Origin of the sequence: Micromonospora sp. NPDC047670 (genome assembly GCF_043204915.1) — a bacterium.
Taxonomy (GTDB): domain Bacteria; phylum Actinomycetota; class Actinomycetes; order Mycobacteriales; family Micromonosporaceae; genus Micromonospora.
On sequence record NZ_JBIDDA010000018.1, the window covers coordinates 78,723 to 99,359 of the forward strand.

Annotated in this window: 13 protein-coding genes; 7 read left to right on the forward strand and 6 right to left on the reverse strand. The window is 72.7% G+C overall.

What is annotated here, in order from left to right; all coding sequences use genetic code 11:
* The first annotated feature begins 10 nt into the window (after window positions 1–10).
* From lanKC to ACGF7U_RS28775, 5 genes are all read left to right on the forward strand, one after another.
* A complete protein-coding gene (gene lanKC, locus ACGF7U_RS28755; RefSeq protein ID WP_393111939.1) occupies window positions 11–2,629 on the forward strand; it encodes a class III lanthionine synthetase LanKC in 2,619 nt (872 codons plus the stop codon).
* A 351-nt stretch (window positions 2,630–2,980) separates the two neighbouring features.
* Window positions 2,981–4,804 (forward strand): ABC transporter ATP-binding protein, encoded by a 1,824-nt coding sequence (locus ACGF7U_RS28760; RefSeq protein ID WP_393111941.1) that lies wholly within the window; start codon window positions 2,981–2,983, stop codon window positions 4,802–4,804.
* Window positions 4,805–4,856: 52 nt separating this feature from the next.
* Window positions 4,857–6,116: a cytochrome P450 gene (locus tag ACGF7U_RS28765; RefSeq protein WP_393111943.1), complete on the forward strand. Its 1,260-nt coding sequence runs from the start codon at window positions 4,857–4,859 to the stop codon at window positions 6,114–6,116.
* Window positions 6,117–6,192: 76 nt separating this feature from the next.
* The gene (locus tag ACGF7U_RS28770; protein ID WP_393111945.1) at window positions 6,193–7,236 is read left to right on the forward strand and encodes a radical SAM protein; all 1,044 of its coding nucleotides are present in this window, start codon (window positions 6,193–6,195) and stop codon (window positions 7,234–7,236) included.
* Window positions 7,237–7,427: 191 nt separating this feature from the next.
* Complete coding sequence (locus ACGF7U_RS28775) at window positions 7,428–10,403, forward strand: LuxR C-terminal-related transcriptional regulator (protein ID WP_393111947.1); 2,976 nt, start codon at window positions 7,428–7,430, stop codon at window positions 10,401–10,403.
* Between the two features lie 15 nt (window positions 10,404–10,418).
* Here ACGF7U_RS28775 and ACGF7U_RS28780 read toward each other — a convergent pair whose 3' ends face one another.
* Window positions 10,419–11,966, reverse strand: a complete 1,548-nt coding sequence (locus ACGF7U_RS28780; protein ID WP_393111949.1) for an MFS transporter — start codon at window positions 11,964–11,966, stop codon at window positions 10,419–10,421.
* Between the two features lie 55 nt (window positions 11,967–12,021).
* On the opposite strand from ACGF7U_RS28780, the gene ACGF7U_RS28785 reads away from it, so the two are divergent.
* On the forward strand, window positions 12,022–12,876 hold the full coding sequence (locus ACGF7U_RS28785; protein WP_393111951.1) for a helix-turn-helix transcriptional regulator: 855 nt from the start codon (window positions 12,022–12,024) through the stop codon (window positions 12,874–12,876).
* A gap of 282 nt (window positions 12,877–13,158) precedes the next feature.
* Here the strand turns inward: ACGF7U_RS28785 and ACGF7U_RS28790 are convergent, their stop codons facing one another.
* Complete coding sequence (locus ACGF7U_RS28790; RefSeq protein ID WP_393111953.1) at window positions 13,159–13,986, reverse strand: SDR family oxidoreductase; 828 nt, start codon at window positions 13,984–13,986, stop codon at window positions 13,159–13,161.
* A 428-nt stretch (window positions 13,987–14,414) separates the two neighbouring features.
* Here ACGF7U_RS28790 and ACGF7U_RS28795 point away from each other — a divergent pair, with 428 nt between their 5' ends.
* Window positions 14,415–14,816: a hypothetical protein gene (locus ACGF7U_RS28795; RefSeq protein ID WP_393111955.1), complete on the forward strand. Its 402-nt coding sequence runs from the start codon at window positions 14,415–14,417 to the stop codon at window positions 14,814–14,816.
* A 65-nt stretch (window positions 14,817–14,881) separates the two neighbouring features.
* On the opposite strand, the gene ACGF7U_RS28800 is transcribed toward ACGF7U_RS28795, so the two are convergent.
* The 4 genes from ACGF7U_RS28800 to ACGF7U_RS28815 form a co-directional block, all read right to left on the reverse strand.
* The gene (locus ACGF7U_RS28800; RefSeq protein ID WP_393112001.1) at window positions 14,882–15,775 is read right to left on the reverse strand and encodes a hypothetical protein; all 894 of its coding nucleotides are present in this window, start codon (window positions 15,773–15,775) and stop codon (window positions 14,882–14,884) included.
* 143 nt (window positions 15,776–15,918) lie between these two features.
* Window positions 15,919–16,683: a crotonase/enoyl-CoA hydratase family protein gene (locus ACGF7U_RS28805; protein WP_393111957.1), complete on the reverse strand. Its 765-nt coding sequence runs from the start codon at window positions 16,681–16,683 to the stop codon at window positions 15,919–15,921.
* A 125-nt stretch (window positions 16,684–16,808) separates the two neighbouring features.
* Window positions 16,809–17,231, reverse strand: a complete 423-nt coding sequence (locus ACGF7U_RS28810) for a hypothetical protein (RefSeq protein ID WP_393111959.1) — start codon at window positions 17,229–17,231, stop codon at window positions 16,809–16,811.
* 139 nt (window positions 17,232–17,370) lie between these two features.
* Entirely contained in the window at window positions 17,371–20,628 is a 3,258-nt protein-coding gene (locus ACGF7U_RS28815) for a BTAD domain-containing putative transcriptional regulator (RefSeq protein WP_393111961.1), read from the reverse strand.
* Window positions 20,629–20,637 lie beyond the last annotated feature (9 nt).

The window sequence follows — 20,637 nt, forward strand, 5'->3', positions numbered from 1 at the left end:
AGTCGCACCGATGGACGCCGCGTTTCCCCAGCTGTTCGCCTACTGCCAGGCCGATCCGCTGTTCTTCGAGTCGCCCGGGCGGATGGACGACCGGAGCAGCCGGTTCGCGGTGAACCGCCGCCCGCTGCCGGACGGGTGGCGTGCCCGCGAGAGCGACCTCTGGGTCGTGTTGCAGCCGCCCGGAGTGAGCCTGCCCGAGCAGGGCTGGAAGATCCATGTCTCGTCGGCCGTCGACACGGCCGACCGGGTCTGCGACCTGGTGGTGGGCTTCTGCCTCGACCGTGGGATCCCGCTGAAGTACCTGCGCAGCCGCACCGCGTTCGAGCTGCTCAACAGCAAGTACGCCGACCGGGGCGGCAGCGGCAAGCTGATCACGGTGTACCCGCCGGACGAGGACCGGTTCGGCGAGGTGCTGCCGGAGCTGGCGGCGCTGCTGCGCGGCTTCACCGGCCCGTACGTGCTGAGTGACCTGCGCTACGCGGACTCGCCGGTGTACGTCCGGTACGGCGCCTTCCGCCGGATGACGTACACCTCCCCGGACGGGGAACTCGTGCACGCCGTCCGCGCCCCCGACGGGCGCCTGGTGCCCGACGACCGCAGCCCGTTCTTCACGGTGCCGGAGTGGGTGACCGTGCCGGAGGTGCTGCACCCGTCGCTCGCGAAGCTGGAGGCGGGCGGCGAGGGCGGATTTCCCTACGAGATCGAGCGCCCGTTGCACTTCTCCAACGGCGGCGGGGTGTACCTCGCCCGCAGCCGGGACTCCAGCGGGTACGTGGTGCTACGGGAGGCCCGCCCCCACGCGGGACTCGACGGGACCGGCACGGACGCCGTCACCCGACTCGCCCGGGAACGCGACATCCTCAAGCGCCTGCGGGGTCTCGACTGCGTCCCCCGTCTCCTCGATCACCTGGTGGTGTGGGAGCACCACTTCCTGGTGCAGGAGTACATCGAGGGCAAGACCCTGATGGAGGAGGTGTTCGCGCGGTACCCGCTGGTCGGCCCCGACCCGACCGCCGCGGCGCTCGCCGCGTACACCGCCTGGGCGACGGACGTCCTGGCCAGGGTCGACCACGCGCTGATGTCCGTGCACGCGCGCGGCGTACGCTTCGGCGACCTGCACCCCGGAAACGTCATCGTCCGCCCGGACGGCGCCGTCGTCCTCGTCGACTTCGAGATCGCGTCAGACCTGGCGCGGACGAAGCCCGCCGGGCTCGCCACACCCGGCTTCACCGCGCCCCCGACACTTTCCGGCCGCGAGGCCGACGACTACGTCCTGAACTGCCTTCGGCAGTGGGTCTTCCTGCCGATCAGTCCGCTGACGGAGCGCTCCCCGGTCAAGCTCGCGACGCTGACCGAGGCCGTCACCGAGCACTTCCCGGTCCCCGCCGGGTTCGGGCCGAGGATGCTCCGCCGGTTCGGCGCCGGTCGCGGCCCGCTTGGCGAGGACGCCCCGGCCCGGATGTTCGCCGCCGCGCAGCCCGACTGGCCGGCGATCCGGGACTCCATCGTGGCCGGCATCGCCGCCAGTGCCACGCCCGACCGGCCGGACCGGCTCTTCCCCGGCGACCCGGAGCTGTTCGTCTCCGGCGGGTTCACCGTCGGGCAGGGCGCGGCCGGGGTGCTGTGGGCGATGCACCAGGTGGGGTGCGAGGTTCCGCCGGAGTACCTGGACTGGCTGACGGCCGCCGCCCGGCGGTGCGCCGACCCGCGCCCGGGACTGTTGGACGGGCTGCACGGGGTGGCCGCGGTGCTGGAGTCGCTCGGCCGCCGCGAGGACGCCCTGGAGCTGCTCGACCGCGCCCGCAAGCTGCACGGGGAACTCGTCACCCCGGGCATCCAGGGCGGCCTCGCGGGAGCCGGCCTCAGCCTGCTGCACTTCGCCGGGGTCACCGGTGACGAGGACCTGCGGACGGAGGCCCTGGACCTCGGCCGGCGGCTCGCGGTGCAGCTCGACGCCGGCGACGCCGGGATGTTCCGCCCCGACGGCCGGGTGGGGCTCCAGCACGGGCTCACCGGCGTGGCCCTGTACCTCCTGGAGCTGCACGAGACGACGGGGGAGACCCGGCACCTCGACCTGGCCGGGCGGGCGCTGCGTCGCGAGGTCGACCGCGGCCACGTCCTGGCCGACGGCACGTTCCAGCTCCTGGAGGGCAACCGCTACCACGCGTATCTCAGCAGTGGCAGCATCGGGCTGGCGCTGGTCCTCTCCCGGTACCTCGCACGCCGGCCGGAGCCCGGCTTCGACAACGTCGTCGACGGCGCCCGCCGGGCCTGCCGGGCGCCGTTCGTCCGCCATCCCTTCCTGTTCCTGGGCCGGGCGGGCACGATCGCGGCGCTGCGCCTGCTGGGTAGGCCCGAGGACCAGCCCGTCGTCGCCGAGCATATCCGCCGGCTCGGTTGGCACGCCCTGTCGTACCGGGGGCACCTGGCCTTCCCCGGCAACCAGCTGCTGCGGCTGTCCATGGACCTCACCACCGGCGCGGCGGGCATCCTCGCCGCCCTCGGGGTTGCCTTCGGCGACAGCACGTCGGTCGTCCCCCTGCTCGACCTGCGGGCGCCCGCGTTCGTACCGGCAGGAGGCGGCGGGGGCGGCGGGCACCACGACGCCCTGGCCGCGCCGCTCTCCTGAGCCCCGATCACCGGCGTGGACGGCACGTCCCGCCGGACGTCGCGTTCACCGGAACGCGTCGACCACCGCGCCCCGGCCCTCCGCGGGCGGCGACTCAGAAGGGAGGTGACCAGACATGGCCTACGTGCTCAAGCTCCAGGCGCTCAGCGCGCCGCAGGCGACGCGCCACCCGTGCTACAGCCACGTGACGTCGTACGCCGGCACGTGTGCCGCCGAGAACTGAGACCTCGGCGCCTGACCCCGCGTCCAGGCCGGGGGCAGGGTGCGTGCGGTGTCGGGGGCCGGGCCTCCGGTCTCCGACACCGCCGCACAGCAGTGTCGTTCCCGTCCCCGCACCCGGTGAGGAATGTCGTGTCCACGTACCAAGCCCAGCGCGACGAGGCGGCGGCCCGATCCGGTCCCGCCCCGGCAGCCGGCCCGACCGGCGGCGACCCACCCCGGGCCGCCGCTCCCGCGTGGCGGGTCATGCTGCGCTACCTGCGTCCGTCCTGGCGCTGGCTCCTGCTCGGCGGACTGTTGAGCCTGACCACCGGGGCGGTCGGGCTGACGCTGCCGCTGGCCGTCCGGCACCTGGTCGCCCGGCTCGCCGCCGGGCAGCCGACCACACCCGTCCTCCTCGTCATGGTGGGGCTCGTGGTGGTCACGCTGATCAGCGGGCCCCTCGGCGTGTACGTGCTGCGCCGGACCGGGGAGTCGATCGTGCTCGCCGCCCGGCGGCGTCTGGTCTCGCACCTGCTGCGGCTGCGGATCTCCGCGGTGGACCACGCCGAGCCCGGCGACCTCATGTCGCGGGTCACCTCCGACACCACCCTGCTGCGCCAGGTCGCGACCGAGTCGTTGGTCGGGGCGGTCACGGGTGTCGTCATGGTGCTCGCGACGTGCACGGTGATGGGCCTGCTCGACCCGGTGCTGCTGGCGGTGACGCTCGGCGTGCTGGTCTTCGCCTTCGCGGTCGTCCGCCTCGCGATGCCCCGGGTCAACCGCGCCAGCCGGGAGGCGCAGAGGTCGGTGGGGGCCATGGGTGCCGCGCTGGAGCGGGCGCTCGGCGCCCTGCGTACCGTCAAGGCGTCCGGCGCCGAGCACCGCGAGGAGGCGCTGGTCCACGGCGCCGCCGGGGACGCGTGGCGGGCCAGCGTACGCGCGGCCCGGTGGCTGGCGATCGGTGGCGGTGCCGCCGAGATGGCGATGCAGGTGGCCTTCTTCACCGTCCTCGCCGTCGGCGGGGCGCGGGTGGCCTCGGGGGCGATCGACGTCGCGACCCTGATCGCGTTCCTGATGTACGTCTACTACCTGGTCCTGCCCGTCCAGTCGCTCATCGGGGCGATGAGCCAGTACCAGGTCGGCGCCGCCGCGGTCAGTCGCATCCAGGAGGCGGAGCGGCTCCCCGCCGAGCCACCCGTCTCGCCGGCCCTGCCACCGCCCCCGGGCGCGCCGCCGGCCGCCCTGGAGTTCCGTGACGTCCACTTCCGGTACGCGCCGCACCTGCCCGACGTGCACCGCGGGGTGACGTTCACCGTCCCGCCGCGCGGCATGACCGCGTTCGTCGGGCCCTCCGGGGCCGGCAAGACCACCCTCTTCTCGCTCATCGAGCGGTTCTACGAACCGACCGCCGGCAGCATCCTCGTCGACGGACGCGACGTGGCCGGCTGGAGCCTGCCGGAGCTGCGGGCGGCGATCGGATACGTCGAGCAGGACGCGCCGGTGCTCTCCGGGTCCCTGCGGGACAACCTGCTCCTCGGCGCGCCCGACGCCGCCGAGGAGGACCTGCGGCGGGTGCTGGACATCGCACGGCTGGAGGGGCTGGTGGCCCAGCTCCCCGACGGTCTGGACACGCTGGTCGGGCACCGCGGCACGAAGCTGTCCGGCGGCGAGCGCCAGCGCGTGGCCATCGCCCGCGCGCTCCTGCGCCGCCCCCGGCTGCTGCTGCTCGACGAGGCCACCTCCCAACTCGACGCGGTCAACGAGGCGGCGCTGCGGGAGACGGTCGCGGAGGCGTCCCTCACCACCACGGTCCTGGTGGTCGCGCACCGGCTGTCCACGGTGACCCTGGCCGACCAGATCGTCGTCATCGACGGGGGCGTGGTGCAGGCCGTCGGCACCCACGCCGAGCTGGTGGAGGCGGACCCCCTCTACGCGGAGCTGGCCGCCACCCAGTTCCTCGCCGCGACCGGCTGAGAGCCGGCAGACCCCCGAGTCCCCCGTCCCCACCGCAGGAAGGCTTATCTCGATGACCGCGATCGATGCGAACCCGGTCGACGCCGGAGCCGGCAGTCCCGACCTGGCGGCGACCGTGGGCGCCGAGCGGTGCCCGATGGGGCTGCCCGTCATCACCGCGCGGATGCTGGCCGCCGCCGACACGGTCCGTCGCATCCGCGAGGCCGGACCGGTTCACCGGGTCAACATGGGCGGCCGGGAGACCGGTCTGCTGCTCGCCGGGTACGACGCCGCGGCGAAGGCGCTGGCGGACCCACGGTTGATGGGCGAGCCCCCGCAGGCGCTGGCGGCGCGCGCCGGCCGGCGGACGGACGAGGACCTCCTCGACGAGGAGGATCTCTTCTTCCTCCCCGAGGAGCAGCACCGACGGCTGCGGCGGATGATCACTCGTCAGCTCACCCACCGACGGGTCACGGCGCTGGCCGCCCGGATCCAGGGCGAGGTCGACGCGCTGCTGGACGCCGTGCCGACCGGTGTGCCGGTCGACGCCCTCAGCTCCCTGGCCCGCCCGCTCCCGGTGGCCGTGCTCTGTGAGCTGCTCGGCGTCCCGCGCGACGGCCGCCGCTACATCCGCGACTACGTCTACGGGTGGATAGCCGAGCTGGGCGCGGCGACGCCGGTCACCAGGAGCGCGGGGCTCGCGCTGGCCGAGTACCTCAGGGCGCTGATCGCCGAGCGGCGCCGCACCCCCGGCGACGACCTCATCAGCGCGATGGCCCGGTCGGAGGGGGCGTCGACGTCGGAGGCGGATGTGCTGTCCGCCGTCCGCCTGCTGCTCGTGGCCGGGAACCGTCCCGTGACGACCCTGCTGGCCAGCGGCATCGCCACCCTGTTGCGGCCGCGGGACCGGTGGCAGCGGCTGGTCGAGGACCCGGGCCGGCTGGACGCCACGGTCGAGGAGTTGCTCCGGTTCGTCACGCCGGCCGCCCTGTCCTCCCGGTACGCGAGGACGGACACCGAGGTCGCCGGCGTCCCGGTGCCCGCGGGTACCGGCGTGCACTGCGCGATGCGGGCGGTCAACCGCGACCCCGCCCGCTTCCCCGACCCGGAGGTGTTCGACCCGCGACGGCCGGACAATCCCCACCTCGCCTTCGGCCTCGGCCGCAAGCACTGTCTCGGAGCGGCTCTGGCCCGGGCCGAGGCCCGGCTGACCATCGGGACCCTCGTCCGGCGGTTTCCCGGCCTGACGCTCGTCGAGGACGTCCACCCCAGCGTGTCGACGACGGGCCACCGGCAGCTGCTGGTCCTGCTCGACCCGCATTCCGCGGCCTGACCGTCGACCGTTCCCGTCCGGACCACCCGTGGCCGCGACCTCGTCCGACCCGCCCACCGCCTGCCAGGAGCGCCGCATGGAGATACCCGATCGTCCTCTCGAAATCATCTGGGACATCACCTACGCGTGCCCGCTGCGGTGCTTCCACTGCTACTCGGAGTCGGGACGGCGGCCGAGCCGGCAGCTCAGCCGGCAGGACATGTTGCGCGTCGCGGACCGGATCATCGCGATGCGCCCGTACGGAATCTCCCTGGCCGGCGGGGAGCCGCTCCTGGTGGACGGGGTGTTCGAAGTCGCCGAACGGATGGTCGACGCGGGCATCAAGGTCGCGCTCTTCACCGGCGGCTGGTCCGTCCGCCCGGCGATGGTCGACGACATCGTCCGCAACTTCTTCCGGGTGAGCGTCAGCCTCGACGGCGCGACGGCCGAGGTGCACGACCGGATCCGGGGCCGGCGGGGTTCGTTCGACCGGGCGATGGCCACGCTTGAGCTGCTCGAGGAGAAGATCGGCAGGCTCCGCCGGGACGGCGGAGATCCGCCGAGCTTCGGAATCGACTCCGTCCTGGTGCGCAGCAACTTCCACCAGGCGGAGGACTTCTGCACCCGGATCGCGCCGCGCTTCACCGAGCTGAGCTTCGTCTCGCTCGGCGCGGTGGTGCCCGAGGGCCTGGCCAGCCGGCCCGGGGTCGCCGAGCACGAACTGCTGACCGACGAGCAGGTCGGGCTGCTCGGCAGCGCCGCGTTCGCCGAGCGACTGCGTTCCCTGGCGCCGCCGTCGGTCCAGGTGACCGCCACGGACAACCTGGCGCTGCAGATGCACCCGGACCGCATCCGCCGGGGCCAGTTCTTCCCGGCCCTGCAGGTCGAGCCCGACGGTGCGGCGCGCGCCATGCCGGCGTACGAGGGGACCGTCGGCAACCTGCTGACGGATCCACCGGCGGAGCTGTGGCGGCGGGCGGTCGAGCGCTGGCACGATCCGTTCGTGGTGGACACGCTGACCCCGGTGCGCACCATGCGCCAGTGGGCCGAGGCCACCCGTCGGATCGACCGTCACTTCGCCTCGCAGGCGGACCGGGCGCGCATCGAACGCCGCCCCGAATTCCTGCCCGCCCAGCCCTGACCGGCCGGTGGTGGGCCGACCTGGACGGTGCGCGAGAAACCTGAGACGCGTTGATCTAGATGGGCGGTTGTCGTCGGATAAACGTCGCTTCCCACGCCCCGTGCTCGCCTTAGCATTTCCGCATGGGCAACGGACCTCCCCGTCTTTCACCGGAGCTGTCAGAGGCGCGGAACTCGGCGAAGTCCGCCACAATGGCCAGACTTGTGGGGCGATCGGGCGAAACACGCATGCTGCGGGAGGCATGCATTCGAAGCGACGTGGCCAGGTGCGCCACATTCGTTCTGTACGGTGACCCCGGTATCGGTAAGACCGAAATGCTGCGGGAATTCGGTGAATTCGCCGCTGGTGTGGGCCTCCGCGTTCTCCGGGGGCGCGGAATCGGTGACGGCCGACCGTTCGGGGCGGTACGCGACCTGGTCGAGGACTGCCTTCGCGCGGTCGGCGCGGCGGGAGCCGCCGGCCTGCGGCCGGCGGACGTCCGGGTCCTGCGCCGGCTGTCCCGGACCGCCGCCCTACTGCTACCCGGACCGGATCCCGCGGTCGAGGACCTGGCCGTCGAGCCCCGGCGGGTGCACGAGGCGGTGTGTGCCCTGCTGGAGGCCGTGAGCGCCGAGACGGCGGGGCTGGTCCTCCTCGACGACCTGCACCGAGCCGACGAGAACTCCGTCGACCTCTTCGAGCAACTGCTGCGCCGCCCGCGCAGAGGGCGGCTTCTCGTCGGCGCGGCGCTGCGCCCCAGACAGGCACCCGCGCGGCTGTTGCGCGCCGTCGCCGAAGCCGAGCGGCGCGACGACGCCACGATCGTGGACCTGGCCCCGCTGCGCTCGGGCGACGCGGAGCAGCTGGTGGACTCGTGGGGGGTGCCGTCGCGGTGCCGGGAGGCGGTGCTCGCCGCCGGCGACGGCAACCCGCTGTACCTCACCGCACTGGCCCTGGCCCACCGTGGCACCGAGCCGCCCGCCCTCCCACCACCCGCACCGACCTGTCGTGACGCGCTGCTCCACCTGGAGCTGCCGCGCCCGGCGCACGCCGCGCTGTCGGCCGACTTCGACGGCCTGTCCGCGCGGCAGATCGTGGTCGCGTCCGCCGCGGCCCTCGCCGGGGAGCGCTTCGACCCGGGCCTGGTCGCCACCGTCTGCCGGCTCACGCCCGGCGAGGTGTACGCCGTCCTCGACGCGCTGGTCGACCGCGATCTCATCCGACCGGTGGCGGGTGGCTTCCGGTACCGCCACCCACTCCTGCGGGTCGTGGCGTACGGCGCGGCGAGCCCGGTCTGGCGGCTCGACGCGCACCGCGCGGCCGAGGCCGTGCTGCGGGAACGTGGCGCCGCGCCCTCGGCACGGGCCGCCCACGTCGAGCGCTACGCCGTGCCGGGCGAGCGGGCGGCGGTCGACACCCTCGTCGCAGCGGCGTCCGCCACCGCCGAGACCGCGCCGGGCACCAGCGCCCACTGGCTGACGGTGGCGCTGCGCCTGCTGCCCGACGACCAGGACAGCTCCGCCCTCGAGCGGCAGCTGAAGATCCTGCGGGCCCGGTCCCTGGCGGTCGCCGGCCGGCTCCGGCTGAGCCGCGAGCTGCTGCACGACGTGCGCCGGTGCCTACCGGCCGAAAGTGTCGAGCAGCGGATCGAGGTCGCCACGCTCTCCGCCCTGGTCGACCGACTGCTCGGCCGGCACGTCGAGGCCCGGGCTCGACTGGTTCGGCAGATCGAGGCCCTGCCCGACGGGCGTACCGCTGCGGCGGTGCGGCTCCGCCTGGAACTCGCCGCGACCTGGCTCTGCGATCGGGTGCCGGCGGACGGCCCGACCTGGGCCGACGAGACCCGGGACCTCGCCGCCGAGGTGGGCGATCCGGCCCTGCTGGCGGCGGCACTGGCGGTCAGCGTCGCCACCCGGGTGGCCGCCGAGGCGTTCACCGTCCAGACGTCCACCCTCGCCGATGACGCCGCAGCGCACGTCGACGCCCTTCCCGACGGCGACCTGCGGTCCAACCTGGAGGCCCTGTGGTTCGTCAGTTGGGCAGAGATCGGCCTCGAACGGTTCGAGGCGGCCCAACGTCATCTTGCCCGGGGCCTGCAACTGGCCCGGGTCGGCGGCCAGAACCACCTCGCCACCCACCTGCTGTACGGGCAGGCCACCGTGTACGCGCTGCTGGGGCGCCTCGACGCGGCAGCCGAATGCGCGCGGGAGGCCCTCTCGGCGGCTGAGGTCACCGACAGTGAGACCCTCCGGACGCTCGCCCTGACCCAAACGGCCTGGATCGCCACCTGGCGGGGCCGGCTACCGGAAGCGGTCACCGGCGCGACAGAGGCATTCCGGTGCGCCCAGTCGGAGACGGGCTGGTACAGCAGGTTCGCACGGATCACCCTCGCCTGTGCCCGACTGCACGCGGGTGAACCGGCGGACTGCGCCGACCTGCTCGGGGCAGGGGCGGCGCACGACGTGGGCGAGCTGACCGTCGCCCGTAGCTTCTGGTACTACCTGCTCGCCGTCGCCGACGCCGAGCGGGGTGCCGCTGCCACCGCCCGCGGCTGGGCGGAGTGCGCGGAGCGCGCGGCGCCGTCCTCGCTGGCGCTGCCGAGGGCGTTCGCCCACCTCGCCCACGCCAGCGCGGTCGCCGGGGAGGACCCGGCGACCGCGGCGGACGCCGCGCTCCGGGCGGCAGCCCTCTTCGAGCCGGCGGGAACCCGCCTGTACGCCGGGCGGGCGCACCTGTCCGCCGCGGTCGCCTTCGGCTCGGCGGGCCGGCTCGGGCCGGCCCGTGCGGCCTTCGCCAGGGCGCGGTCCCTGTTCGAACAGTGCGGCGCCGAGCTGTTCCTGGCCGAGGCCGTCCGCGAGGAGCGGCGAATGAACTCGCGCCGCCCGCGGCAACGCGCCCGCGCCGCGACCGACGGTGGTGTCGGGCGCCCGGACCAGCGCGCGTTGACCGACCGCGAACTCGAGGTCGCGCAGATGGTGACCACCGGGCTGACCAACGACCAGATAGCTCGCCGCCTGTTCCTCAGTCCCCGGACGATCGAGGCACACCTGCACCGGATCTTCGCCAAGCTGGGGGTCAACAGTCGTACGGCCGTGGCGGCGATTCTCGCCGCCGGCATCCCGCCGGCCCCACGCCACGGCATGGGCATGGGGCCGGGCAAGCACAACGCCATGGGGCAGCTGGCCTAGATCCCTGCGAGCTCGTCACCTCTTGGGTATCCAGCGGAGTGCGAGCACGCCGAGGCCGGCGCAGAGCACGGCGGCGATACCCATCGCGACGTGCAAGCCGACGAGGAAGGCTCCCTTGGCCTGCGTGATGACGGCTCCTGTTGCTCCGGTGTCGAGGGTTTCGTCCAGGGTCGGTGCGATGTCGGGGCCGGCGAGTCGAAAGATCAGCGCGGCGGTGGAACCCAGCAGGGCAATGCCGAGGGCGTTGCCGATCTCGTTGGAGGTTTCCGCGATGGCCCCTGCCGAACCGGCCCGGGTCATGGGGACAGCACCCACGGCGGTGTCGGCGACGAGGGCGAAACTGATGCCGTAGCCGATGCCCGCGATCGCGGTGGAGGCGATGAACCAGCCGATCCCGCCGGTGACGGTGGTGAGGAGCAGCAGGGCGAGGCCCGCGGCCATCGTGAAGTGACAGATGACGAGGGCCGCGCGTCTGCCGATCCGATCCGCGAACGCTGGCGTCAGGATGCACGCTGCCGTCAGCACAGCCGCGCCGGGCAGCGCGAGGAGCGCGGCCGTCAGAACCGGCAGACCGAGCACGGATTGCAGGTAGATGCCGGTCAGATACGCGGCGGCGGACCACGCGAACAGCGACAGGACGCCGGTGACGATGGCAACGGTGAAGACCCTCTCGCGAAACAGGGTCACGTCCACGAGCGGGTGTTCAAGTCCTCGCTGACGGGCAACAAACCAGGCCAGGACTCCGACGCCGACGACCCCGGTCACGAACACGACGACTGAGGGGCCGTGGGCGGCCAGTTCCTTGACCGCGTAGACGGACAGCAGCAGTCCGCCGGCGGACAGGATGATGCTGAGCAGGTCGACCTTGCCGGTACGGGTGGCTCTGACCTCCCGGAGAACGAAGGGGGCGGCGAGGAGGAAGATCGCGACGACGGGCAGGTTGATGAGGAACACCGACCCCCAGTCGAAGCGGCTCAGCAGCAGCCCTCCAAGGATGGGGCCGACCGCGAAGCCGGTGGCGAACGTCGCAGCGAAGATCCCGATCGCCTGTGCGCGCTGCCGCGGGTTCTCGAACAGCTCGCTGAGCACCGCCAGCCCCGAGGGCAGCAGCGTTGCCCCTCCAAGACCCATCAGCGCCCGGAACGCGATAAGCAGTTCGGGCGACGGTGAGAACGCGGCGCCGGCCGAACCGATGCCGAACACGACGGTGCCGATCATGAGGAGCTTGAGCCGGCCGTAGCGGTCGCCGAGGTTGCCGAAGGCGATCAGTAAGGAGCCGACCGCGAAGCCATAGATGTCCAGGATCCACAGGGCCTGCTCCGCGCTCGGCGCCAGTGCGTGGGTGATCGTCGGCATCGTCAGAAACAGCACGGAGCCGTCCATCGAGACCAGCAGCACCGGGCCGAGGACGACAAGCAGGCCGAACCATGCGCGCCGGCTGGCCCGCAGCGTCTCGGTTGCGCTCCTTGACGAGGCGGTCGGGGCGGTCAGGGTGGAATCGTTGCTTTGACTCATGCCCTGGATCTTGGAAGCGGTTGCCGGAGCCAGCCAGTCCTCTGGCATGGGTACACCTGCCAGGTGCAGGCACGAGCCGAGTGCCCTGCCTACGATTGAGGGCGTGCAGACCGAGACCCTGGGCGTGTTCCTCAAGACCCGCCGCGACCGGATCACCCCGCGCGAGGCAGGCCTGCGTAGCTATGGGACGGTCCGCCGCGTTCCCGGCCTGCGCCGCGAGGAACTCGCTCAACTCGCCGGGGTCAGTGTCGGCTACTACACCCGGCTGGAACAGGACCAGTCCGGTACCGCCTCGACTCAGGTCCTTGATTCCCTCGCACGGGTGCTCGGCCTCGACGAGGCCGAGACGACGCATCTGCACAATCTCGCCCACCGGCCCGGCGTATCCCGACTGGCACGACCCGAGCCGGAGACACCGCACCCGCGAGTGCTCACTCTGCTGCGCTCGCTCGGCGAGAGCGTGCCCGCAATCGTCCTGGGGCGTCGCGGTGACGTGCTCGGGTGGAACCGCAGCGGGCATCTCCTGCTCGCCGAACACCTGGACTACGATGCCCCGACGACGCCGGAGACGCGGCCGTCGATTCCGAGGATGTTCTTCCTCGATCCGCTGCACCGCGATCTGTACCGCAACTGGGATGAGCTAGCCCGTATCCACATTGGCTACCTGCGCTTGACCACGGGGCGTTATCCCACCGACGCGCGACTGGCCGAACTCATCGGCGAACTCGCCATGCACAGCCCGGTGTTCGCGGGACTGTGGGCCACCGGTGATGTCGCCGACTGCACGACCGGGCCGATGGACCTGCAACACCCCACGATCGGGCGCGTCGATGTCGACTACCAGGTCTGGCTCCAGCCCGACAGCCCTGATCACCGCCTTGAGGTCTACACCCCGCGCGATCATTCCTCCGAAGACGCGCTCCGCCTCCTGGCCGGGAATCCAACCACCGGGCGCTGACCACTCGGAGCATGCCCGTCGCCGTCGCCGGTGACGGTTCCTCGCCGCTTCGCAGACGAGGCACTGCCCGGTGGGTGGAAGGCACCCCGCCCCGCGGGGTCGACTGGATCGACATCACCGGGGCCACATCCCATGTCGTGGTGTAGGTGGCCGGTGGCGGGTGCCTGCCGCGACGCGATTGCCGGACCGTCGCTGCGGGGTTGGGTGAAGCGCAGCGCGTTTCCGGAGGGTGCCGGGCTGCCCGAGCGGCGGGCGCTGGGCCGGCACCGAGCCCGGGCGGGGTCACGCGAGGGTGTGATGACCCGCCTTGACGACCTGGTCGTACTCGCTGCGCCGGGCGTCGTAGGCGGCCTCCAGGAACGTCTCCGAATCCGGTCCCACCGGCAGCCGCAGTGGCGGTGACTCCATCTGGCCGAGCCGCCAGACCACGTCCGCGAAGAGCTCGGGGGAGTTCACCTCAGCCTTGGTGTTCATGCTGCGCAGCGCGCCGAGCAGGCCGTCGCTGACCGGCGTGTAGTCCGCGATCCGGTGCTCCGGCATGACCAGGTTGGCGCTGTACCCGGTGGCGAAGCCGCCCGGCTGCAGGATGGTGACCTTTACCCCGAGGTGCCCGGCCTCGGCGGCCAGCGACTCGGCCGCTCCCTCCACCGCGAACTTGCTCGCGGTGTACGCGGCCAGCCCGGGGAAGGGCACCATGCCGGCGACCGAGCTGACGAAGACCGCGTGCCCGCGGCGCTGCGCGCGCCACACCGGCAGCAGGGCCCGGGTGAGCCGCCACGGCCCGAACACGTTGGTGTCGAACTGCGCGGCGAGTTCCGCGTCCGTGACCTCCTCGAAGGTGCCGAACTGGCCGTAGGCGGCGTTGTTGACAAGGACGTCGACGCCGCCGAAGGCGTCCACCGCCCGCCCGACCGCCTCCGCGCACTGCGCCGGATCCCGTACGTCCAGGGCGGCGGCCAGCACGTTGCCCGGATGCCGGGCCACCAACCCGTCGAGGGTTTCCGGCCGTCGGGCCGTCGCCACCACCTGCTCTCCCTCGGCGGCGAGCCGGGCCGCGAGGGCACGACCGAGTCCGCTCGAACACCCCGTGATCAACCAACGCTTCGCCATGGCTCTCGACCCGCCCAGTCCGATGGGTTACCTGTCGGGAGCAGACTGTCAAGGCCGGTGGCGCGGGTGAAGAGGCTACGCCTGTCGCCAACCGGATTCGTCGGGAATCCGGCGCACGCACCGGACGCCCCGTCTCGGACATCCACGCCCACTCAGCTGCCATGCCCGCGCAGGTGGGGGTTCCCAAGGCGCCCCGCCAACGGCCAGCACAGCCGGCGCTGCGGCGGGGGAGGCGCGTCCGGCGCCGAGCTGGCGCGGCAGCGGACGGCGGTGCGACGGTCCGGGCGCGGCCCCGGATTCGATGATCATCCACTGTGGGATCATGGCGGCTCATGTGCGCGATCCTCGCGCCACAGCACTTGGAGGTACGTGTGCGCGGATCAGCGCGACGACTGGCCATCTCGATTCTCTCCGCGACCGTTGCGGCGGTGACGCTCGCCTCGCCCGCTCAGGCCGCCACGAATCCGTACACCGCAGCGCAGGCGTGCAACAACGACTTCGGAGGCTCGTGGGCGTACGCCAGCGACGGCCACCGGTCGATCTACGCGTCGGACGGCACCAAGGTGGGCGACGTCTACCTGATGTACAACGGCGCCACCGGGTACAACTGTGTCGCCACCCTCAAGCGGGTGGCCGTTGGCTCGACCACCGGGGTCTCCGCGGGAATTCGGGTGGAGGGCGGGTCCTGGGTCTACGACTCTGGAAACTTCAAGTACTACGCCGCGATCCAGCGCTCCGCCGTGGACAAGTGTGTGATGTACAGCGGCGAGGTCATGTACTTCACCAGCTGGCAGCGCGCTGGCCGGGACAGCTGGGGCAACTGCGGCTGAGCTGTCCCTGGCCGAAGAGGCGGGGGCGGGAGCCATCCCGCCCCCGACCCGTCGGGCGGCGCGGTTCAGCTCAGCTTGGAGTTGGTAACCGTGGGGTTGCGGGCGCCGAGGAAGAAGATGCCGGGGTAGCCGCGCGTCTCGAAGCCGCCGCTCGGGTTGCGGCGCAGGGTGGAGTTCTCGACCCGCATGGTGCCGGTGCGGTCGTTGCTGACGAAGAAGACGGCTCCGCCACCCTCGTTCGCCCGGTTGCCCTCGATGATCGTGCCGGCGATGCGGACGGCGAACTCGTTGCCGTCGCAGTAGATCGCCCCGCCGCCGCCCTCGGCCCGCTCGCCGGTGGAGTTGCCGTCGGCGAAGGTCAGGTTCTGCACGGTGAGCTGCGGGTGGTCCTGGTTCTGGCAGTGCGAGGTGGTCCAGCCCTGTGCGCTGTCGCAGGTGTTCATGTAGAGGATCCGCCGTTGCCCCTGGCCGCTGAGGGTGACCTTGCCGCCGCCGTCCAGCACCACCCTCGGCCCGTTGGCGTTGCGGACCTTGGCGGTTGCCGTCATCTTGATCGTCACCGGTTCCGACCCGCAGTCGAAGGTGATGACGCCGCCGGCCGCGACCGCCTCGACCACCGCGGCCGAGGTGCAGCTGGCAGCGGTGCCGCTGCCGATCGTCCGGGTCGGCCTCGACGTGTCGACGGCCCGCGCCTCGGCCGGCACGTCCGCACCGCCGTTCGGGTTGCCGGCTCTCAGCGTCCCGGCCTTCGTCGAGGGCTTCGGGCTGGCACTCGCGCCGGGCCCGCCGAGGCCGCAACGGGCTCCCGGCACCACCCTCGGGCCGGTCGCTCCGACGTCGCCGGCCGGCGCCGACGCGGCAACCGGGGTCGGCGGTGCGCCGCCGTCGGAGGCGCCCACACAGGCGGGCAGGCCCGCCCCGGCGATGGTCAGGGCGAGCACGGCGGCAAGTGACTTCACACGCACCCGGTGCTGCTAGGAGCCACCCCGGCCGGTGGGCGAATCCACCGCACAGGCGTAACCCGCCGCCAAGGTCCGGCGCGGCTCAGCGCGACGACCGCGCCGCGTCGGGCGGGCCGGAACCCGGTCGTGGCGGTGCGGGGTCAGTGGGCCGGGGCGCCGTGGCGGCCCGCGCCGGCCGCGAACCGCGCCGCCCCGGCCGCCGCGTCGGCGGCCAGCGAGTCCATCCCGTACGCCAGCTCGGTCGCCAGCGCCGCCGGCTCCGGCTGGCCGGCGCCGGCCAACACGGCGGCCCGGTCGTTGCGCAGGCACGTCTGCGGGTGCCGGGCGATCTCGGCGGCCAGCCGCTCGGCCGCCGCGCGCGCCGCACCCGGCGGGACCAGCCGGTTCACCAGCCCCATCGCGTACGCCTCCTCGGCCGGCACCGGCCGGCCGGTCAGGATCAGGTCCATCGCCCGGCTCTCGCCGATCAACCGGGGCAGCCGGACCGTCCCCCCGTCGATCAGCGGCACCCCCCAGCGCCGGCAGAACACCCCGAGCACCGCGTCGGCCTCGGCCACCCGCAGGTCGCACCAGAGCGCCAGCTCCAGCCCACCGGCGACGGCATGGCCGGAGATCGCGGCGATCACCGGCTTGCCGAGCGCCATCCGGGTCGGGCCCATCGGGCCGTCCCCCTCCGGCTCCACCCGGTTGCCGCTCGGGGTGCCGATCGCCTTCAGGTCGGCCCCGGCGCAGAACGTGCCGCCGGCACCCCAGAGCACGGCCACGGCCGCGCCGGGGTCGGCGTCGAAGGCGCGGAACGCGTCGGCCAGCGCCCGGGCCGTCGGCCCGTCGACCGCGTTGCGCGCCGCCGACCGGTCCAGGATCACCGTGGTCACCGGCCCGTCGCGCTCGACCCGTACGCCCATCGGCACAGCATGCCCCCCGGGTGCGGCGGTGCGCCAGAGGGTCGCCGGCACCGTGCCCGTACGGATCACGGTCGGGCCGGGCGCCACCCCGGCCTTCGGACCCTCACCCGTCTCGTCTCGTCGCCCTACGCCACACCGCTGCCCCATCGGCAGTACTCCAGGATCTCGCCGTGGTACTCGCAGACCTCGGCGCGCACCTTGTAGCCGTCGGCGAAGTAGTTCGTGGCCCACGAACGGCACTGGCCGTCGTTGGACGGATCCCGGAACTCGTAGTAGACGTAGTCCGTGGGACCGTCGCCGTGCGGGTCCACTCCCTCGAGAAGTGCGTAGATCCCACGGTCGTCGGTCCTGTTGTCACACACGGTGATCTTCTCGTACGACGGATATCCCTCCAGATCGGCGTCGAAGAACATCGCGCCGCTGCCCGTCGTCGTGTAGAGCCAGTGGATGTTCGCGGGTGGCTCAGCGGCATGCGCCGGCGCGCCGGCCCCCACGAGAACGGCCGCCATCACGGCGGCGAGCAGGCTGAGTCGTCGTGCGATCCGCATCCGGGATCCTTCCTTCGTCACGTGCCGGCCACGATCGATTGCTGACCGTTCAGACCGGGGCTTGCGTCGGTTCTCGATCCAACCGGGCGAGCGCCCGATTTCCGCCCGCTCGGCGCCCGGCGGAGGCACGGACGGTCGGTCAGGAGGGCAGCTCCGCCGGTATGCCGATCTGCTCGAAGATCGTCCGGGCCTGGCGCCGGTGCGACTCGGCCAACTCGGTCTTCCCCAACCGGTCGTAGGCGTGACCGAGGGTGAGCAGCGTCCGGGCCTGCTCGAGCCGCTGACCGGACCGATGCTGCGCTGCCAGCGCCCGGCGGCAGTGCTCCAGGCATCCCGCCGTGTCTGTCAGGGCGAGGCACGCCGCGCCGATGCGGCGGTGTGCCTGGGCGGCCAGGAGCGCGTACCCGGACTCGCCGGCCAGGGTGAGAGCTCGGCTGGCGTGTTCGTGGGCGGCGCGGTGCTCGCGCCTGGCCATGTGCTGTTCGGCGAGCGTCAGCAGCGCCTCCACGTTGCCCCGGTGGTGGGCGATCTGGTCGATGAGGGACAGTGCGGTGGCGAGGGATTCCGCCGCGTCGTCCAGCAGACCTTGGCGTGTCCGAACGCGGGCCAGGCCGGTGTGGGCGAAGCTTTCCAGCCGGGTGTCCGCGGCGCGGCGGGCGATGGCGATGCTGGTGGTCAACGCGGTGGCGGCCGCGTCGTACCTCCCCGCGTCGCAGTGGACGAGTCCCGTCGTGGTCAGCACGGCGGCTTCCTCGTGCGGAGCACCGATGGCCCTGGTGATGTTCAGCGCCTGGGCGAGCGCGTCGAGTGCGGCGGTGAGGTGTCCCTGCTCGCAGCGGACCCTCCCGAGGTTCTCCAGGGCGACGGACCATCGTTGGTGCTGGCCGGTCTCACGAGCCAGGGGCAGCGCGAGTTCGCAGAATTCGGCGGCCGTGGTCAGCTCGCCGAGCTGCTCGTGCGCGGCAGCGAGGTTGATGAGTTTTCCGGCCTGGCCGATCCGGTCACCGATCTCACGATCGATGGCCAGCGCCTGCGCCAGACGCCGGATCGCCGGTCGGGTCCGGCCCAGTTGAGCCAGCGCGATTCCGCTGTTGCACAGGGCCGCCGACTGGCCGTGCCGCCAGCCCACACGATGTGCGAGTTCCGCCGCGATCCCGCATTCGTCGAGCACCGCCTGGTAGTCGGCGGTGCGCCAGTGGAGGTAGCTCAGGCTCTGCCGCGTGGCGGCCTCGCCGAGCAGATCGCCGTTGTGCTGGGCGGCGGCCAGTCCCATCTGCATGATCTGCAGCCCCTGGGCCGGTGGCGCCTGCATCTGCAGGAAGTCGCGCAGCGCGTCGGCGAGCTGCCAGACGATCCGGTGGCGACCGGACATGGCTGCGTCATCAAGGGCGGCGACGAGATTGGGCCACTCCACGGTGATCCAGTCTCGGGCCTCGGCCTGTTCGGCGAACCCGATGGGCGAGACGCCGGGCGGCAGGGGGTCGCGGGGCAACCGCAGCCGCGATCGCCCGATGACGACGCTGGCCGCCTGGTCCGCGGCGTACAGGTAGAAGTGCAGCAGCCGGTCGGTCGCCGCGGTCCGCTCGCCGGCCGGATCGTGTCGGTCGGTGAGTTCAGCGGCGTACTGCGACAGCAGGTCGTGGCACATCAGTCGGCCCTGCTCGGTGATCTTCACCAGGTGCAACCGGGCCAGCATGTCGATCATCGGCTCGACCTCGGCCAACGGCCGACCGTCGAGCGCCGCCAGCGCGGCGGCCGTCAGGCCGGCCGGCGCCGGCACCGAGCCGATCCGTCGGAACACCCGCTGCGGGCCGGGCGGTAGCGCCGCGTACGACATGGCGAAGGTGTTCCGCACGCTGGCGGCGCCGTCGCCGTCGATTTCCAGGCGGGCCATCGCGCCGCGCGTGGCCAACTCGTCGGCATGGCGGCGCACGCCGAGGTCGGGCCGGTCGGCGAGCCGGGCCCCGGCAATGCGCAAGGCCAACGGCAGGCCGCCACACAGGTCCGCGAGCTTCACCAGCGCGGCACGGTCGGCGTCGATCCGGGCCGTGCCGGCGGCGTGAGCCAACACCTCGACGGCGTCAGCGGCGGACAGCACGTCGAGGTTGAGCCGGTGCGCACCGTCCACGGCCACCAGTCCGCTGAGCCGGTCGCGGCTGGTCACCAGCAACAGACAGCCGGGTTCGGCCGGTAGCAGCGGCCGAACCTGCTCCGCAGCCGCCACGTTGTCGAGTGTTATCAGCACCCGCCGACCGGCCAACAGCGATCGATACAGCGCGGCCTGGCCGTCGACGCTGACCGGAACCTGCTCCGCGGTCACCCCCAGAGCGACAAGCAACAGCGGAAACGCGTGCTCTGCCGTCATTCGCTGCCCGGTGTGGAAGCCGCGCATGTCGACGAACAGTTGCCCGTCCGGGAACCGCGACGCCGCACGTCTCGCCCAATCCGCGGCCAGGCTCGTCTTGCCCACCCCGGCGGGGCCCACGATGAGCACCAGCCGCTCATGGCCGGCGCCCAGGGCGTCGAGCCGCTCCAGCTCACGACCGCGGCCGACGAATCCCGAAGCGCCCGCCGAGCGCCGAGCGGTGGAGGTCCGCGCCTGGTTGCCGACCGGCCGGGCGCCGCCCTCCAACGCGCGGTCACCCGTCAGGATCTGCCGATGGAGTTGCTGTAGCTGGGCAGTCGGTTCCAGACCGAGTTCCTCGCTCAACCGGACCCGGAGCCCGCGGAACACCTCCAGGGCTTCACCGCGCCGCCCGTCGCGATACAGCGCGGTCATCAAGTGGCCGTGTGGCCGTTCACGCAACGGATGCTCGGCGACCAACCGGCCGAGCTCGGTAACGACCTCGACATGGCGACCGGCGGCCAGCATCGCCTCCGCGCGCTCCTCCACGGCGCGCAGGCGCAACTCCGCCAACCGGGCGGCGTGCGCTTCGGCGAACGGCCCGCTGGCCCCGCCCAACGGGGCCCCGCGCCACCACGCCAGCGCCTCGTCGAAGCAGGTCACGGCGGCCCGCGGGTGCCCGCCGGCGAGTGCCTTCCGGGCCCGCTCCACATCTGCCGCGAACCGGTCGAGGTCCAACCGGCCGGCCGCCAGCCGCAACCGGTAGCCGGGCGACTCCGTGACGATCAAATCGTCGTCACGGCCCCACGCGCGCCGCACCTCCGAGATGAGCGTACGAACCCGTCCGGATGCGTTGCCGGGCTGTGACAGCCCCCACAACGCCTCGGCGAGCCTGTCGATGGAGACAACCTGGTTTGCCTGCAGCAACAGCACCGAGAGTAGGGATCTGTGCTTGCCGCGCAGCGCGATCGCGCCATCATCGTTGTGGGCCTGCACCGTCCCCAGGACCCGGAAGTCAACCCGGCAGGACCCGTGCCACGCATCCACGCACATGGGCATGGA

Excerpts from the sequence above, each read along its gene's own strand:
- ACGF7U_RS28810 (WP_393111959.1), bottom strand. The coding sequence starts at position 17,231 with ATGCGGATCGCACGACGACTCAGCCTGCTCGCCGCCGTGATGGCGGCC.
- lanKC (WP_393111939.1), top strand. The coding sequence starts at position 11 with ATGGACGCCGCGTTTCCCCAGCTGTTCGCCTACTGCCAGGCCGATCCG.
- ACGF7U_RS28775 (WP_393111947.1), top strand. The coding sequence starts at position 7,428 with ATGGCCAGACTTGTGGGGCGATCGGGCGAAACACGCATGCTGCGGGAG.
- ACGF7U_RS28815 (WP_393111961.1), bottom strand. The coding sequence starts at position 20,628 with ATGTGCGTGGATGCGTGGCACGGGTCCTGCCGGGTTGACTTCCGGGTC.
- ACGF7U_RS28765 (WP_393111943.1), top strand. The coding sequence starts at position 4,857 with ATGACCGCGATCGATGCGAACCCGGTCGACGCCGGAGCCGGCAGTCCC.
- ACGF7U_RS28770 (WP_393111945.1), top strand. The coding sequence starts at position 6,193 with ATGGAGATACCCGATCGTCCTCTCGAAATCATCTGGGACATCACCTAC.
- ACGF7U_RS28780 (WP_393111949.1), bottom strand. The coding sequence starts at position 11,966 with ATGCCAGAGGACTGGCTGGCTCCGGCAACCGCTTCCAAGATCCAGGGC.
- ACGF7U_RS28790 (WP_393111953.1), bottom strand. The coding sequence starts at position 13,986 with ATGGCGAAGCGTTGGTTGATCACGGGGTGTTCGAGCGGACTCGGTCGT.
- ACGF7U_RS28805 (WP_393111957.1), bottom strand. The coding sequence starts at position 16,683 with ATGGGCGTACGGGTCGAGCGCGACGGGCCGGTGACCACGGTGATCCTG.